Below are 16,696 nucleotides of genomic sequence, written 5' to 3'. Positions count from 1 at the left end.
CCTTATTTTCATTCATATTTTATTTTGAAAAGTTACTTAACACATAAGTAAGCAAAATATCCGGCATAACAAAGTAACATTAATATACCACAAGGTCGTCTAAGTTCTTTATGCTTAATTGTACCAAGCCAAAGAAGTACACCTGCACCAATAGCTACACAAGTATCAATCATAAACTTGCTTTCAAATGGTACATCACAGATAAGACCGGTTATACCTATTACAAATAATATATTAAAGATATTACTACCTACTATATTACCAATAGCAATATCAACATTTCCTTTCTTTGCTGCTGTAATTGATGTTACAAGTTCAGGTAATGAAGTACCAAAGGCTACAATAGTTAATCCGATAAGTCTATCACTTAGTCCAAAATATTTAGCTATATAAGATGCACCATCTACAGCAAAATCACTACCCTTTACTACCATAATACCACCTATCACCATAAGTAAAAGGCATTTCCATACCGGAAAATCTTTTGCAGTTTCTTCTTCGGTTGGTGAGCCTTTCTTAGCCATATAAAACAGATAGCCTAAAAATGCAATAAACAATATACAAAGAATTACACTTTCAAAGAAAGTAATTTTTGAATCGGTAAAACCAAATATCATCATTATAACAGTAATGCCTATCATAAAGGGTATTTCATAATATAATGTTGACTTTTGGATAGCAACACTTGTTATAACTGAAGTAATACCCAGAATAATCAATATATTCATAATATTACTGCCTACAACATTACCTATAGTAATTCCGGCATTGCCACTTATTGCAGCAGTAATACTAACTGCTGCTTCAGGCATACTTGTACCCATTGCAACAATAGTAAGACCTACTACTAACTGAGGTATTCCCATTTTCTTCGCAATACTTGCAGCACCCTCTACAAACCAATCAGCACCTTTTACAAGTAGCAAAAAGCCAACAAGCAGTAAAAACACTTGTAATATCATCATAATGTTTCCTCTTTCTGTTCTTAAATCATTACTTTAATCAAGTAATATAATAACATAATCTATATGTAAAAACAATCAAAAATAGTAACATAAAAATTATAAAAATAATTGTAAAATCTTGACTATTTTTAGGTGTTGTAATAAAACAATTGTAAAGAGAATATGGCATAAAAGAAATTGATAAAGAATTCAAAGACAGTTTACTTAAAATTGCTTTAAAGAGAGTATTTTTCAAAGCATTTGTGCCTAATCCTATTGCCACAGCACTTACTATTTACAATGGTGCTAAGTACATTAAAAATGGCTTAAAAGCACTTAGTGAATGTAAGTTAAATGTTGATGTACTGGACAGTGCATCTATTGTCGCTTGTTTTGCAAGAAAGAACTTTAAAACTGCAAGTACAGTTATGTTCTTACTATCAATTTCAGGTTTACTTGAAAAATATACCAGAGAAAGAACTAAGGCTGTTTTGACTGATAGCCTAGTTATTAAGACTGACAAGGTATGGCTTGTGACTTCCGGTGAAGATGTTGAGATACCTATTACTGAACTACAGGTTGGGGATGAAATCCGTATTCATACAGGTAATGTTATCCCTATTGACGGTATTGTTACAGATGGTGAAGCTACAGTTAATGAGGCATCTATTACAGGTGAATCTCTACCGGTAATGAAGGTTGCCGATACTTCTGTATATGCCGGTACAGTAATTGAAGAAGGTTCTGTTGTTGTAAAAGTAAGAGAACTTTCTTCAAACACAAAGATTAGCAAGATTATATAGAAGATTTGAAAGATAAAGGTCACTGTGTAATTATGGTTGATGGTGGTATTAACGATACACCGGCTTTGGCTGCTGCTAATGTTTCTGTTGCGATGAATGACGCATCAGATATTGCAAGAGAAACTGCTGATATTACTATTAAGGATTCTTCACTAAATCAGCTGGCTAGAATTAGAATTTTAAGTAAAGAATTGATGGAGAGAATTCATAAGAACTACAGATTTATTTTAGGGTTTAATTCTTCCCTACTTTTACTTGGTTTTATGGGTGTTATTACTCCTTCCCTTTCAGCTTTACTTCACAATGCATCAACAATGATGATTTGTGCAAAGTCTATGACTCCTTTATCCGATAAGAAGAAAGATAAAGAAGTTAAGAAAATTGAAGAAATATCATCAACAGAAGAATGATGATACATAAAAACAGACATCAACTGTAAAAAGTTGGTGTCTGTTTCTTTTTTAGCAAAATTACATAAAAACACGGCATGCCGGAAAACTGACACGCCGTGTTTTTAGGGATAGTTTTATTATGAATGTAAATTTAAACAATTACTAGTATGCAGATTTGTATATTTCAAGTATCTGCTCCTCACTAAGCTCTACATAATTATTCTTTAGGAGTCTTTGCTGAGTCTTAATTACATCCTTTGCGAATATTGGAAGGTCAGATTTTTTTACACCAAATTCTTCAAGTGGTGCACTTTCCAGCACTTTATCCATAAGTGAATAAAGTTCTTCAAGTGCATTTTCAGGTGTTACTGAAAGACTTTCTGCGATAATAGTTTCAAGGTCATTGATTCTGCCTGTTGGCTTAATCTTTTTATACATCTTCATAACATCCTTAAACATAAGCTGGTTTGACTGTCCATGAGGTATATGATACACAGAGCCTAAAGGGTAAGCACAGGCATGAACTGCTGCACAACCAGCATAGCCAAATCCAAGTCCTGCCCAGTTAGATGCTTTTAAGAAATCTGCTGCATAAGTTTTCCATGCATCCTCACCTTTGGTTTCTACGGATTTTTTCCAACATTTTAAAATAGTCTTAAGTGCTTCTGTTGAAAAAATTCTTGAAATACTGCAACCATTAGGACTTAGGAATGATTCAACACTGTGAACCATTGCATCTATTGAAGAAGTTGCAAATATCTTATATGGAAGTGAGTCAAGCATATTAGTTATCATAACTGCACTATCGGCAAGCATTGCCGGATCTGCCAGACCCATTTTTACACCTTTACTGACACGATTGATTACTGAAATATTAGTGACTTCACTTCCTGTTCCGCATGTTGTGGGAACAATAATAAGAGGGTGAACCTTGCTAAGACTTCCTACCTTATCATAAAGATCATCAACAGTGTCGTCATTTTCTGCAACGGCAACAACCTTTGCAATATCAATAACTGTACCACCACCAACTGCAATTATACGGTTATATGTCTTATCACGAAGTTCATTAAGAATTTCATCAACCATACCGTCAGTTGGTTCGCCTTTGCCGTATTTTTCACGGAAAAGCGTCTGGACACCTGTGTTAAGTGGAGCAATATATTTGTTAAAGGTATGTTCTCCACATAACACAAGGTCATTCTCACCGATTTCAGCATCATCTGCAAACTGTTCAAATGTATCATATTCCTGTATTTCTGTCTTTATAGAAAAGCCCTTCATATGATTAAGCCTCCTTCTTTAACTGCATTGCATCTTCTTGCTGAAACTTACGGTCAATCATATCAATAATCACATCAGCTGTTTCATCCCAGCCTAAGATACTACTGTCGATAAGCATACTTCGTGTATGTCTGTCGCCACGCTTCTTACCTGTAATGTACTCATGTCTTGCATGTTGTGCTTTATCAACAGACTCCCATTCTTCTTTAGCCTTATGCATATTCTTAAGACCTTTTTCTTTCATAACCTCAGCAATTTCATCTTCCTGAGGTGCATATATAAATACATTGAGAACATCGTTTCTGTTTCTTAAAATGTAGTCACTGCTTCGACCAACAATAACACATGATGACTTATTGGCAAAATTATTAATTGCCTGGAACTGGGCATCAATAACTCTGTTAGAAAGGTTTGCATATCTTACACCATATGATGTATCAAATGCATATCTAACACCTTTCTTTGTATCTGCCTCTTCTACAAGTCCCTTATCAACACCAATCTGTGCAACAACCTTATCAACAAGGTCTCTGTTATAATACTCAATTCCTAATTTGTCGGCAACCATCTTGGCAATCTGTGGTCCACCACTTCCGTATTCACAACCAACAGTAATAACAAAATGTCTGTTTGGATACTTTGCATTTGGAAGAACTGTAACTTCCTGTTCTTCTGACTTTCCACCGTCTTCCACAATGAAAATGTCACGACCAAACTCTGTGCCATATTTCTTCTTAGAATAGAAATAGAAGAAAACACCAAGCGCAAGCCAGATACCCACTACAATCCATTCTTGCCATACAAGTGCTGCTGAGAATGATGCCGGAACAATGTAAAGCAATACCATAAAACCGGCCATAAGCACAGCCATAAATCCAACAAATTTACCTGCCTTAACCTTATAAGGTCTTGCCATTTCAGGCTTCTTCTTACGAAGAATACAAAATGAAATTGAAACAAACATATAAGCAATAACACAACCAAATGAAGCTGCATCAACTAACCATACAAGTACGCCTCTTCCAAAGAAAGGAGCTGCAACACAAGCAATACCACAAAGAATGATAGCAGCAGTTGGAGTCTTATGCTTTCCTAATTCACCAAACTTTTTAGGAATCATAAGGGACTCACCCATTGAGTAAAGTGCACGGCTACCACCCATTAGGAATGAATTCCATGATGTGATAATACCACATAAGCCACCGATAATAAGAACCTTGCCCATAAGTGGTGATCTGAAGGCAATTTCAATAGCCTTTGCTGATACAAGTCCGTTTTGTGATGACATTTCCTGTGCGATTGCACTCTGTGGCATTATGTAACAAACTGCAAATATGATAAGGAGATACCACGCAACAGCTAATACAATAGACAGAAGCATTATTTTACCAATCTTCTTATATGGCACATTAATTTCCTCTGCTGCCTGTGGAATTACATCAAAGCCTATAAATAGGAATGGTGTCATACAAGCTACTTTAAATACACTACCAAGAGTAGAACCTGAGCCTGATTCCCACATTTGTCCTGTAATATTAGAGCTATCACCATTAACTGCAGAACCAACTACAAGAAGAATACCTGCTATAGAGATAATTGCAGTAAGAACAGTCTGTAATATAGCTGCTGCCTTAGCACCTCTGATATTAATAAATGTAATTAATACTGCAAAACCAACACCTAATAGAACCGTTGTTAAATAAATATCTTTTCCGGCTATTGTATAGAGGTAAACCTGATTAAAATCAGGGAAAAGATAAGTAATTACTGTTGGAAGTGCAGTTGCCTCAAATGCTGCAGTAGCCACATATCCTAATATAATCATCCATGTACACACGAAAGAACCGGTAGGCCCCATGGCTCTGTAACTGAATACATGTTCACCACCACACTGAGGCATTGCTGAAGTAAGCTCTGCATAGGTAAGTCCTACGAAAAATACCATAAGACCACCGATTAGCATTGCTATCATTGAACCCATAAATCCGGCAGTTGTAATCCAGTCACCTGAATTAATTACCCAGCCCCAACCTATCATTGCACCAAATGCAATAACAAGTATGTCCCAGGCACCCATTACTTTGTCAAATTTAGATTTCTGTTCCATAATAAATCCTCCCACAATTTAGTTGTGGTTAAACCACATTTACATTACACTTCTAACGCTTCTTTCAAAGCCTCCTCGAAGATTTCAAGACCTTTTTCCATCTGCTCATCTGTCATTGTAAGAGGAGCTAAGAATCTTACTGTGTTGCTTGCTGTACCACAGCTTTCAAGAAGAAGTCCCTTTTGGATAGCATTTTGGATAAGGTCTGCAACAAGCTTAGTTGCCGGTTCTTTAGTTTCTCTGTCCTTTACGAACTCAATACCAACCATTGCACCAAGTCCTCTTACATCACCGATAACATCGTATTTTTCTTGAAGTTCCTTGTAACGCTTCATAACTGTTTCACCAATGTGTCTTGCCTTAGCTGCATAATCGTCACGCTTCATAACATCCATTACTGCAAGTGCTGCAGCCGCTGCAACAGGGTTACCACAGAATGTACCACCGATAGTACCTGCCGGTGCTGAATCCATAATCTCTGCTCTTGCAGTAATTGCTGAGATTGGAAGTCCTGCACCAAGTGACTTTGCAGTTGTGATAATATCAGGTGCTGCACCGGCTTCAGCCCAATACTCAGATGCATAATACTTACCTGTTCTACAGTTACCACACTGAACCTCATCTGCAATCATTAAGATTCCATTGTCATCACAAATCTTTCTTACTGCCTTAACCCACTCGATTGGTGCCGGGATAAATCCACCTTCACCCTGGAATGGTTCAACAATCATACAAGCAATTTCACTTGCCGGTGCACCCTCATCAAATACTCTGTTAAGTTCATCAATGTAATACTGTACTGCTTCAGCTTCTGTATATCCCTTAGGTGCTCTGTATAGGTATGGATAAGGTGCTCTAAAGATACCTGTTGGGAAAGGTCCCATACCTACTGCATATACTTTCTTGGCTGTAAGTGCCATTGTAAGATTAGTTCTACCGTGGAAAGCACCTGTAAAGCAGATAACACCACTTCTCTTAGTGAATGCTTTAGCAATCTTAATTGCGTTTTCATCACACTCAGCACCTGAGTTAGCAAAATATGTTTTCTTTACATCACCTTTACATGGCATTATTTCATTAAGTCTTTCAGCAAGGCTTACATATCCGTCATGAACATATACATTGAAAATTGTGTGGAAATATTTCTCTGTCTGTGCCTTAACTGCCTCAATGACTTCAGGGTGAGAATATCCGATATTAAGAACACCTACACCACCAACCCAATCAAGAAACTTATTTCCGTCAAGGTCTTCAAACATTGCTCCACCACCCTGTTTGATACATATTGGATAAGCCTTTCCACAGAGTGCCTTTGGAATAGCGGCATCTCTTCTGTCTAGAAGAGCCTTTGACTTAGGACCGGGAACTTGCTCTGTAATAATTTCTGGAAGTGCTTTTGATAATTCTGTAGTTGTCATAATAAAATCCTCCTAATTTATAAAGTTTTTAAGACTTGCTACTAATAAAAAAAGACACCGAGAATTATTCATTCTCGACGCCTTTGTCTTTCAAAAACTTTATTTTGTTTATGTTTTGAATTATACTATTATTTTCTTCCTTTATCAATGGTTCTGATTAACTATATTAATTGTGCACCGTGCACAAATAGATAATTTTGAGTAAGTGTGTATTTATTTTCTGCCACGGTAGCTCCTTATCATAAATGCAAGTTTTAATTCAAGGCATTTATCCAGATTTTCAAAATCAGAACCAAGCAATTCTTTTATTTTGTTAAGCCTATAATTGAGAGTATTTCTGTGAATAAATAGGCTCTGTGCAGTTTCTTTTACATTGCAGTTGTGGTTAAGAAAACTCTCAAGTGTTTCACACAAACTTCCGTTATTAATCTCATCAGCATCTATCAGCTTACCGATATTCTTGGCAACATAATCGTCAAGAAATCTGCTATCTGTAACCTTTGATATAAAAGTATATATTCCCTGCTCTTTATAAAAGAAAAGCCTCTCCTCTGTATCAGAAAGTGAAGCCACCTTAACTGCCTCTGCAGCCTCTCTTCGGCTAGTCATAACATCTTCAAGATATTCCACACTGCTTCCGATTCCGGCTTTAAGAGTAATGTGGTGTTTCTTATCGGCATTTTCAATGATACGATTTAATACTGACTTTATATCATCATCACTTATTCTGTCTGTAGAAATAAGTGCCAAAACACTACCGGTCTGAGGCATTACAAGGACACTTCCCGAATAAAATGAGAATTCCATATTAATAATGTTTCTTATCTCCTGACCGGTTGATAATAAATCTTTGCTATCTTGGTGTTTCTTTCCAAATACAAATTCAACAACACAAAAACTTCCTGTCAAGTCAATACCCAGAAACTGTGCCTGTTCAAGTACACTGTCACGGTTAAGATGCTCTGCATCAAGGATTGAGGCAAATACCTGTTCCTCAAGGTTTCTGTTGTTCTCTTCAAATACCAATCTTTTACACAATATTTGTGACAAATCTACAAGTGGAAATTTTTCCGGTAGTTCAAAAAGTGGAAGACCCTCTTTATTGCAATATTCAATAAGCTCCGGCAAAATCTGTCCCTCATTGATTCCAAGGGCAGAAATCCCATAATCAACCATACTTGTAATCAGTGCCATCAGCTTATTCTTATCCTCTGTCACATCAGGATTTGTCAGCACCACGAACTCCCCACCATGAATATAATCCTCAACATGATATTCGTTTTTAACACACTGCAAACAATCGGCAAAATACATCCACCTTATTGTGTTCTTTACGCCTGTGACTCCGGCTTTCATATTCAAAACATTATTTAGTTGTGGGATTCTTGTCATATCTTCGCAATTCATATTGTCACCTACCTTGATGATTTGAGATGTATAACTAGCAAAAGTATAGATACTTATATGCTCTCTGTAACTTGGTAATAAATTTCCTTTTATTTAAGCAAATAAGCATCTCTAAAATATAAAATAAATATATATTACATATTTTATCACTATAAAAATAATATTTCAATCAGTAACTTATTTTGTTTTATTGAATAATTCTAATGTTAATGGTATAATGCTAGTATGTAATAGTGAGGTGGAAACCATGAAAAATAAATCTTACGATAAGGCAATAGAAAATGCAGTTGCATCGGTTGAAATGGAAGGTTACCGAATTGATGAACAAAGCAAAGAATGGTGCAAAAAGCTTCTATTAAATGAAATCACAATGGAAGAATATATAGAGCTAATAAAAAATAAATCACTTAACTATATTTAAAACCTTGCAAGTAAAATAACGCTTGCAAGGTTTTTTGTTAAGAATTATTAATATTTAGTTTACTGTACTTTATGAGGGACTAGCCATTTACCTTTCCACACATAGATAACCATTAATACCAGACCTACTACCCAAGATACCGGATACAAAACATAGATACCGTCTATTGTGCTAAAGAAAGGTAATGCTACTTGTAGCCATACTATTCTAAATAGGCACATTGAAGTAAGTAGTACAACCATTGGTGGAATACTCTTGCCTGTTCCTCTAACTGTACCGGCTAAACATTGTAAGCAACTGATTAAAATATAGAATGGACAGAAGTAATCCATTGCCAGTTTACCGTATTCTATTACATTAGGGTCATTTGTGAAAAGTCGCATTAATGGGGTTGAGAAAGTTAAAAGTAAAATACCTGTTATGATAGTATAAATTGCACCCATTGCTAAGGTAATCCACATACCCTTTTTAACTCTGTCAATTTTATTTGCACCATAGTTTTGACCTACAAATGTGGTAATAGCCATACTGAAACTTAACACCGGTAAAATGTTAAAACCATCTATCTTCATATATGCACCAAAACCAGCCATTGCTGATGCACCAAACTGATTTACACTTGACTGTACTAATACATTGGAAAGTGAAATTGTCATATTTTGAATACCGGTAGGTAAACCGATTTTGATTATTCTACCGGCAGTAGATTTATTAAGCTTTATATCTTTTAACTTAATTTTATAAGGCTCATTTACTTTTACTAAGTAACCGATTGCTAATATACAAGAAACTACTTGGCTAATATCTGTTGCAATAGCAGCACCCTCAACACCCATACCAAGAATATTGATAAACACAATATCAAGGATGATGTTTGTAACTGAGGCATAGCCTAAGTAGTAAAGTGACCGTTTAGAATTACCGGCTGCATTAAGAATACCGGATGCCATATTATATACAACATTAAATAATAAACCACCTGAATATATTCTTAAATATGTAACTGAGTCACCTAAAACCTCTTTAGGTGTATTCATCCAAATAAGTATTTGCCTACTAAGGAGTACACCACCTAATGTTAAGACTAAACCTAAAATTATTGAAATAGCTACTGCTGTATGAACTGCATCATGGGTTCTCTTTCTATCCTCAGCACCTAAATACTGAGATACTACAACACCTGCACCTGTTGCTGCACCTTGGCTAAAGGCTATTAACAAATAAATCAGTGATGTACTAGAGCCTACTGCTGCTAAGGCATTACTGCCTACAAAATTACCTACTATAATTGAGTCAACTGTACTGTAAAGTTGTTGAAGTAAATTACCTAAAATAAGTGGTATTGAAAAGAATAATATTTGCTTAACAATATTACCCTGTGTCATTAAATTTGTTTTTCTTTTGGCAACTGCCATTTATATCATCTTCCCTACTTTTTTCGCCATAAATATTATATAACCTAAGTGACAAAAATTTCAAGTAGCAATATGCAAAAAGGTGAATGTATTTCAAAACACATTCACCTTTACATTTTATTTAACTATTATTTAATTAAAGTTACTTAATAGTCCAACTGTTACTCTGTTTTTGTAAACTAGCCATATGACTATAAATACCATTTTGCTTTTCAAGTTCTGACGGTGTGCCACTTTCTGCAACTGTACCATTAGCTAAAACAACAATCTTGTCGGCATCTGCAACTGTTCTCATTCTATGAGCAATAATCAAAACTGTCTTATCCTTAATAAGTTTTGAAAGTGCATTTTGAATAAGAGTTTCATTTTCAACATCAAGGGATGCAGTTGCTTCATCAAGTAGAATAATAGGTGCATCCTTTAGGAATGCTCTGGCAATAGAAATTCTCTGTCTTTCACCACCTGAAAGTTCACAACCGTTTTCACCTATTTCTGAATTATAACCGTTAGGTAACTTCTTTGCAAATTCATCACAATTTGCAAGTTTAGCTGCCTTTAGCACTTCTTCATCTGTGGCATCTTTTCTACCGATACGAATATTCTCCATAATTGTGTTATTAAATAATGTAACATCTTGGAAAACTATTGAATAAAGTGAAAGTAATGTTTCTGGTTCAATCTTTGAAATATCCATACCACCTACTGTGATTGTACCACTGTCTGTATCCCAAAATCTACTTGCAAGTCTTGAAACTGTTGTTTTTCCACCACCGGAAGGACCAACTAATGCAGTGATTTCACCTTGCTTTGCAGTGAAATTAACATTATTAAGGATTTTTTCTTTTCCGTTATAAGAGAATGAAACATTATTAAAATCAATATCATAACCCTTATTATCCATTATTTCAGTACCTTGCTGAATATCATGGTCAAGGATTTCGTTCATTCTGGCAATATTTGTTCTTGATGCAATAATTGCTGCTAAATTCTGTAATGAACCTTGTAGTGGGTCATATAATCTTGATACTACAAGTAAAAACATAAACATTGTAATTACAGAGATACTGCCGTTTATAAGCTGATATGCACCTACCAAGGCAGTTGTTGCAATACCCAGTTTCAAAATCATTTGTGCTGAACCAACAAATACTGCTGTACCGAATTCGGTTTTAATTGCTTGTTTCTCAACATTATCAATTTTCTTATCAAGTCCCTTTAGATAAGTTTCTTCTGCATTATTGGACTTAATATCTTGGATAGTTTCGATACATTCTTGAATACCGTCTGCACATTCAATCTTTGCTTTCATAGACTTTTTATTTAGCTTTTGCTGAATTTTTGATGAAAACAAAACAATACAGAAAGCAATAGGTAATACCCACAATGAGGCAATAGCAAGTTTCCAATCAACAAAAAATAAGCTAATTGCAATTAATGTAGTAGAAATAATTGCACCAAATAGTGGTGGGATAAAGTGAGAAAAAGCAGTTTCCAGATATGTACAGTCAGCCATAATAGTTGATGTTAAGTCTGCTAAATCTTTTTTACCAAAAAATGAAAGTGGAATTTTTCTTAATCTTTCGGCTAAAGTAATTCTTCTTACACCACTTTCTACATAAGTAGCAAGGAATGTACAATTATATTGTAAATAAGTTGATAAAGCAATTAAGAGAAGTGCTACTACTGTACCTACTATATAAAATACAATATGGCTTTGGCTAATACTACCCTTTAGTAAATCATCTACTAAAAGATAAAGCAAACCTACCGGCAACATAAAAACAATATTCTGTAATGTACAAGCCAATATACCCTTTACTAAATCGACTGCACCTTTATGAGAAAGTGCATATTTCTTCTGAATTTTCTTAATCATTTTACTACCTCCTTCTTAACTTTCCAATTTACAGAGGTTTGATAGTTCTTCCACATACTACTGAAGATACCGTTAGAATTAATTAATTCTTCACTTGAACCACTTTCTGCAATTTCACCGTTATTAATAACAAAGATTTTGTCAGCATTAATAACTGTTGAAAGTCTGTGGGCAATCATAATAACTGTTTTACCCTTTGAAAGTGTGTTAAATGCTTGTTGTACTTTTGTTTCGTTATCAGGATCAGCAAAGGCAGTTGCCTCATCAAGAATAACAATAGGACTATCCTTTAATATTGCCCTGGCAATAGATATTCTCTGACATTCACCACCTGATAGATAAATACCGTTAGTACCTATTAAAGTATCAATACCGTTAGGTAACTTATCTATAATATCCATACACTGAGCTTTTTCTAATGCTGACAACACTTGTTCTTTTGTGGCATCTTCTTTGCCAAGTTTTACATTGTCATAGATAGTACCTTTGATTAATCTACTGTTTTGGAATACGAAAGAAACTGTATTCATCAATTCTTCTTTTGAAATATCCTTTGAATTAATATTGCCGATTAAAACTTCACCACTATTAGGGTCAAAGAATCTTGCAATAATATTTGCTAAAGTAGATTTACCACCACCTGATGGTCCTACAAATGCTACTGTTTCACCTGAATTAATTTTTAGGCTAACATTATTTAATGCTTTTTTCTTTCCATCATAGCTATAAGAAACATTCTTTAGCTGAACTGAACCATCCTTAGGTGACTGTGGAGTAGTTGATGATGAAAGAGGTTCTAACTCTAATACAGAGTTAATTCTATTCATTGCATCATTTAGAATTTGATTATTTTCAGTTGCATGCATTGTCTTTGTCAATGTTACTGAAATAATAGGTGTAATGATTATGTAGAAAATTAAATTTAGGATAAACTCTGTTGTAATAGTATCTCTTGTGAAAAACAAAGTTGCACTGATTAAAAATGCAAACACACCGTTAATAAGCATTGTATAAATTGTCATAGGCATACGCAATTCTTTTGTATATGAAATTGCCCATTTGCTATATCTGTCAATAGCACCCTTAAATCTTTTAAATGAAAATACTGACTGACCAAAGGTCTTTACAACAGGAATACCTCTTACATATTCGACAGCTTCATTGGACATATCATTAAGGGCATTTTGGTATTCTTCCATTTTCTTCTGCATTCTTTTACCTGTCATAGTCGCCATAATAACAAAGGCTAACACAACCGGTATAAGACTCAGTAGACCTAATCTCCAGTCAAAGAAGAATAACATAAATAATAGTGCAATAGGTGTTACGAAAGAATTTGCCATATCAGGTAATTGGTGAGCAAGATATGTTTCTGTTGCACCACTAGACTCATTAATAATACTTCTTAATTTACCACTACCGAAAGACTCAATCTTGCCTAGTGGTAATGTTGTGATATGGTGAGTCATAGTTTTTCTTAAATTTGCTTGTACTCTAAAGGCTGATAAGTGGGAACACATTAATGCACCTATGTAAATAAGTATAGCAAGTACAGAAAAAATAACTGCCATCCAACCATCATATGCAAGGTTCTCAGCATTCTTTAAGTCAGAAATATTATCAAGAATTTCTTTGATAATTTTCCAAATATAAATGAAAGGAACTAATGCTACTAATGCACTAATACCCGACAGTACCCATGAAAGATATGTAAGGACTTTATATTTCCCTGCATATTCTATTAGGGTTGATAGATTTGATTTCTTTTTCATAAAATCCCTCCTAAAAATTAGTTAGTTGTAGCTAACCTATATGTAAAAAATATAGGGTATTAGAACCCCATAATTTTTTCCCAACCTGCAGTATAGAAATCCCTAAGTTGTTTAACATATACAACTGCCTCTTCTTTTGGCATATTGTGTCTTACAATTTCAAACATTCCACCAAACATACCACTTGCAAGAATATGACAAAGTTTCTTGTCTATTTCCGGTACTTCATAACCTAGTTTTCTTTGTACTTCTATAAATCTATAAGTTGACTCAACTTCCACTTCCACCATATTGTGAATAAAGTGTTCATATGGTGTACCCTGTGAACAACAGATAATTAACTTAAAAATATCAAAATTATCATAAATATACTCTACACATCTAGAAATACAATCTCCTGAACAACTGCCCATATTTTCTCTTTTATTTTCGTCAGGAATATTGTCAAATTCTTCTTGTGACTCCATAAACATATGCATTACTGTTTTTGCTTGTTCTTCAACAAGACCACTAAACAAGGCCTCTTTGTTAGAGAAATAACCATAAAATGCACCGGTAGTTACATTAGCTTTCTTTACAATATTTCTTAATGATGAAGACAAGAAACCTTTTTCTAAAAATTCTTCCTTACCTGCATTTAAAATATTTTCAAGTGTTCCATTATCTTTATTTATCATACCACACCTCATATAACATTGTTATATAACACTGTTATATTATAATCCCACATAATTATTTTGTCAATAGAAAAAGCGAGTAATTAGGATAATTCCTCTTTACTCGCTTAAAATAATCAGTTGTTATCATACCTTTCTTTTAATTTTTCTAAAGCCTTTTTCTCTATTCTTGAAACATATGATCTTGAAATATTCATAATTGATGATACTTCTCTTTGGGTTAGTGGTTTACTACCGTTTAGTCCATATCTTAAGTTAATTATTTGCAATTCTCTTTTTGTTAAAGTTTCAGTTAGGTACTTATTAATCTTTTGGAGATTTAGCTTTTTATCTAAGTTATCTGCAAAGTCATCATCAATAGAAAGTAAGTCCATTAATTTTAGGGTGTTACCGTCTTTGTCAATATCAACTGCATCTTCCAGAGAAACATTTTGTGAGGACTTTTTCAAATTTCTAAAATGCATTAGAATTTCATTTTCAATACACCTTGATGCATAACTGCTGAGTTTTATATTTTTGTCCATATCAAAGGTATTTATGGCTTTAATAAGTCCTATTGTACCGATTGAAACTAAATCATCTTGGTCAACATTTACTGCATAATATTTCTTAATAATATGTGCTACTAATCGCAAATTATGTTCTACTAAAATATTTCTAGCCTTAATATCGCCATTCTTGGACTTTAGAAGGTATTCCTTTTCTTTCTCTTCCGATAATGGTTTAGGGAATTTTCCGTTACCACATATGTGAAGAATAAAGGTAAAAATATACTGACCTAAAAAATTTATAAATTCCAGCACAACACCACCTCCAAATTACTAGTACATTTTATTCAATGAATTTGGCATTTTGCTTGTACTTATAATTTTTATTTAAACAGAAATAGCTGACACCTAAGTGGTATCAGCCTTTCTGTTTTACATATTGATTTTACTTTGATTGTTTTAGTACTTCACTGTAATCAATCTTGATAAGTGGTTCTTCCCCAATTTTGTCTGTTGATTGATAGGCAATATGACCTACTGTACCAACATAATTAATTGTGTTGTTCCTATTAACTGCCATAATATCAGATGGTTTTCTCTCAGTTGGCTTCTTTCCATCACTAAAAGTAAAGCCCTCACTTTCGGCATCAATCATAAACTGATTTGCTACTGAATTGTCCTTAAGATAAACATAGATTCTTCCTTCATTTTCTGCTAATAAGTTTTTAATTCTTGACATAAAAAATTCTCCCTTTGAGTAATAATTCCACAAAGAGAGGTAAAAAAATAACACCCATCGTTACCGATAGATGTTGACCAGACTAAATATATACACACCATCGGTTAAGCTTTACCACCTTGCCTTTTGGTAGGTTGGTGTGCGATCATAGGGCTTACTCCCTCACGCACTCTTTATGGTAGTTTCATAATAACACTTTAGTTTATATATGTCAAGAAGAAATTAATAAGTTATACTTATTATTTACATAAGTATAAAGAATTGAATTATAGGTACTTTTTAAATATAATTAAAATGTAGAGTAAATTTGTAAATTTGGAGGAATCTTTATGAGTAAAAATTTAATCATCTATTATTCACGAAAAGGTGAGAATTATGTTAATGGAAATATTGTAAGCCTTAAGAAAGGCAATACTGAAATTTGTGCTGAGTATATTAGTAATGCAGTTGGTGGAGATTTATTTGAAGTTGAAACTGTAAATGAATATTCAGAAAACTACACTCAATGTACTAAAGAGGCAAAAGATGAATTCAATAGCAATGCAAGACCTGAACTAAAAAAGTATCTTGACAGTATTGAAGAATATGATAACATTTTTATTTGTGGTCCATGTTGGTGGGGTACTTACCCTATGGCAGTATTTTCTCTTATTGAGAAGTTAGATTTTAACGGTAAAAATGTATTGCCTTTAATGACACATGAGGGTAGTGGTCTTGGTAACTCAGTAAACGACTTAAAGAAAATTTGTATTGGTGCTAATGTTAAAGCAGGTCTTGCTATTCATGGTGCTGAGTCAGAAAATTCTGAAAGTAAAGTTACCTCTTGGGCAAAGAAAAGCATTGATGAATAAATCTATTTACACTAAACATCTACTAAATTAATCATATCTTTACACAAGAAAGATAGTATAGCGTAATTGTTTCTATACTGTCTTTCTTATTATTTAACAATA

Annotated in this window: 15 protein-coding genes and 1 riboswitch; of the genes, 4 read left to right on the top strand and 11 right to left on the bottom strand. The window is 34.0% G+C overall.

The window, feature by feature from the left end:
• Positions 1–32 precede the first annotated feature (32 nt).
• On the bottom strand, positions 33–965 hold the full coding sequence (locus tag E5Z56_RS10360; RefSeq protein WP_138157722.1) for a calcium/sodium antiporter: 933 nt from the start codon (positions 963–965) through the stop codon (positions 33–35).
• A gap of 242 nt (positions 966–1,207) precedes the next feature.
• On the opposite strand from E5Z56_RS10360, the gene E5Z56_RS10355 reads away from it, so the two are divergent.
• Both E5Z56_RS10355 and E5Z56_RS10350 read left to right on the top strand, forming a co-directional pair.
• Positions 1,208–1,747, top strand: a complete 540-nt coding sequence (locus E5Z56_RS10355) for a P-type ATPase (protein WP_138157721.1) — start codon at positions 1,208–1,210, stop codon at positions 1,745–1,747.
• Between the two features lie 5 nt (positions 1,748–1,752).
• Positions 1,753–2,157: a hypothetical protein gene (locus tag E5Z56_RS10350; RefSeq protein ID WP_138157720.1), complete on the top strand. Its 405-nt coding sequence runs from the start codon at positions 1,753–1,755 to the stop codon at positions 2,155–2,157.
• A 144-nt stretch (positions 2,158–2,301) separates the two neighbouring features.
• Here E5Z56_RS10350 and E5Z56_RS10345 read toward each other — a convergent pair whose 3' ends face one another.
• The 4 genes from E5Z56_RS10345 to E5Z56_RS10330 form a co-directional block, all read right to left on the bottom strand.
• Positions 2,302–3,423, bottom strand: coding sequence for an iron-containing alcohol dehydrogenase (locus E5Z56_RS10345; protein ID WP_138157719.1), 1,122 nt, complete (start codon positions 3,421–3,423; stop codon positions 2,302–2,304).
• A 4-nt stretch (positions 3,424–3,427) separates the two neighbouring features.
• The gene (locus E5Z56_RS11725) at positions 3,428–5,530 is read right to left on the bottom strand and encodes an amino acid permease (RefSeq protein WP_232842439.1); all 2,103 of its coding nucleotides are present in this window, start codon (positions 5,528–5,530) and stop codon (positions 3,428–3,430) included.
• A 44-nt stretch (positions 5,531–5,574) separates the two neighbouring features.
• Positions 5,575–6,948, bottom strand: a complete 1,374-nt coding sequence (locus tag E5Z56_RS10335) for an aspartate aminotransferase family protein (RefSeq protein ID WP_138157717.1) — start codon at positions 6,946–6,948, stop codon at positions 5,575–5,577.
• Between the two features lie 213 nt (positions 6,949–7,161).
• Positions 7,162–8,355, bottom strand: coding sequence for a PucR family transcriptional regulator (locus E5Z56_RS10330; protein WP_138157716.1), 1,194 nt, complete (start codon positions 8,353–8,355; stop codon positions 7,162–7,164).
• A 247-nt stretch (positions 8,356–8,602) separates the two neighbouring features.
• Here E5Z56_RS10330 and E5Z56_RS11720 point away from each other — a divergent pair, with 247 nt between their 5' ends.
• Complete coding sequence (locus E5Z56_RS11720) at positions 8,603–8,776, top strand: antitoxin VbhA family protein (protein WP_175405462.1); 174 nt, start codon at positions 8,603–8,605, stop codon at positions 8,774–8,776.
• Positions 8,777–8,835: 59 nt separating this feature from the next.
• On the opposite strand, the gene E5Z56_RS10325 is transcribed toward E5Z56_RS11720, so the two are convergent.
• From E5Z56_RS10325 to E5Z56_RS10300, 6 genes are all read right to left on the bottom strand, one after another.
• Complete coding sequence (locus tag E5Z56_RS10325) at positions 8,836–10,191, bottom strand: MATE family efflux transporter (protein ID WP_138157715.1); 1,356 nt, start codon at positions 10,189–10,191, stop codon at positions 8,836–8,838.
• Positions 10,192–10,333: 142 nt separating this feature from the next.
• On the bottom strand, positions 10,334–12,067 hold the full coding sequence (locus E5Z56_RS10320) for an ABC transporter ATP-binding protein (protein WP_138157714.1): 1,734 nt from the start codon (positions 12,065–12,067) through the stop codon (positions 10,334–10,336).
• Positions 12,064–13,839: an ABC transporter ATP-binding protein gene (locus tag E5Z56_RS10315; RefSeq protein ID WP_138157713.1), complete on the bottom strand. Its 1,776-nt coding sequence runs from the start codon at positions 13,837–13,839 to the stop codon at positions 12,064–12,066. The genes E5Z56_RS10320 and E5Z56_RS10315 overlap by 4 nt, the downstream gene beginning before the upstream one ends.
• Before the next feature lie 59 nt (positions 13,840–13,898).
• Positions 13,899–14,516, bottom strand: a complete 618-nt coding sequence (locus tag E5Z56_RS10310; RefSeq protein WP_138157712.1) for a TetR/AcrR family transcriptional regulator — start codon at positions 14,514–14,516, stop codon at positions 13,899–13,901.
• 116 nt (positions 14,517–14,632) lie between these two features.
• Entirely contained in the window at positions 14,633–15,319 is a 687-nt protein-coding gene (gene sigK / locus E5Z56_RS10305) for an RNA polymerase sporulation sigma factor SigK (protein WP_138157711.1), read from the bottom strand.
• A gap of 130 nt (positions 15,320–15,449) precedes the next feature.
• Complete coding sequence (locus E5Z56_RS10300) at positions 15,450–15,743, bottom strand: hypothetical protein (RefSeq protein ID WP_138157710.1); 294 nt, start codon at positions 15,741–15,743, stop codon at positions 15,450–15,452.
• A gap of 51 nt (positions 15,744–15,794) precedes the next feature.
• A riboswitch (SAM riboswitch) is annotated at positions 15,795–15,925 on the bottom strand.
• Positions 15,926–16,072: 147 nt separating this feature from the next.
• Between E5Z56_RS10300 and E5Z56_RS10295 the strand changes: the two genes are divergently transcribed.
• Positions 16,073–16,594, top strand: a complete 522-nt coding sequence (locus E5Z56_RS10295) for a flavodoxin (protein ID WP_138157709.1) — start codon at positions 16,073–16,075, stop codon at positions 16,592–16,594.
• Positions 16,595–16,696 lie beyond the last annotated feature (102 nt).

Source organism: Ruminococcus bovis, from assembly GCF_005601135.1.
GTDB lineage: Bacteria > Bacillota > Clostridia > Oscillospirales > Acutalibacteraceae > Ruminococcoides > Ruminococcoides bovis.
Note: the sequence above shows the minus strand (reverse complement) of the source record. Positions and strands in the feature narration are given on the sequence as shown.

What these genes read in the sequence shown, in the direction of transcription:
- E5Z56_RS10360 (WP_138157722.1), bottom strand. Translation starts at nt 965, where the DNA reads ATGATGATATTACAAGTGTTTTTACTGCTTGTTGGCTTTTTGCTACTT.
- E5Z56_RS10345 (WP_138157719.1), bottom strand. Translation starts at nt 3,423, where the DNA reads ATGAAGGGCTTTTCTATAAAGACAGAAATACAGGAATATGATACATTT.
- E5Z56_RS11725 (WP_232842439.1), bottom strand. Translation starts at nt 5,530, where the DNA reads ATGGAACAGAAATCTAAATTTGACAAAGTAATGGGTGCCTGGGACATA.
- E5Z56_RS10335 (WP_138157717.1), bottom strand. Translation starts at nt 6,948, where the DNA reads ATGACAACTACAGAATTATCAAAAGCACTTCCAGAAATTATTACAGAG.
- E5Z56_RS10330 (WP_138157716.1), bottom strand. Translation starts at nt 8,355, where the DNA reads ATGAATTGCGAAGATATGACAAGAATCCCACAACTAAATAATGTTTTG.
- E5Z56_RS11720 (WP_175405462.1), top strand. Translation starts at nt 8,603, where the DNA reads ATGAAAAATAAATCTTACGATAAGGCAATAGAAAATGCAGTTGCATCG.
- E5Z56_RS10325 (WP_138157715.1), bottom strand. Translation starts at nt 10,191, where the DNA reads ATGGCAGTTGCCAAAAGAAAAACAAATTTAATGACACAGGGTAATATT.
- E5Z56_RS10320 (WP_138157714.1), bottom strand. Translation starts at nt 12,067, where the DNA reads ATGATTAAGAAAATTCAGAAGAAATATGCACTTTCTCATAAAGGTGCA.
- E5Z56_RS10315 (WP_138157713.1), bottom strand. Translation starts at nt 13,839, where the DNA reads ATGAAAAAGAAATCAAATCTATCAACCCTAATAGAATATGCAGGGAAA.
- E5Z56_RS10310 (WP_138157712.1), bottom strand. Translation starts at nt 14,516, where the DNA reads ATGATAAATAAAGATAATGGAACACTTGAAAATATTTTAAATGCAGGT.
- E5Z56_RS10300 (WP_138157710.1), bottom strand. Translation starts at nt 15,743, where the DNA reads ATGTCAAGAATTAAAAACTTATTAGCAGAAAATGAAGGAAGAATCTAT.
- E5Z56_RS10295 (WP_138157709.1), top strand. Translation starts at nt 16,073, where the DNA reads ATGAGTAAAAATTTAATCATCTATTATTCACGAAAAGGTGAGAATTAT.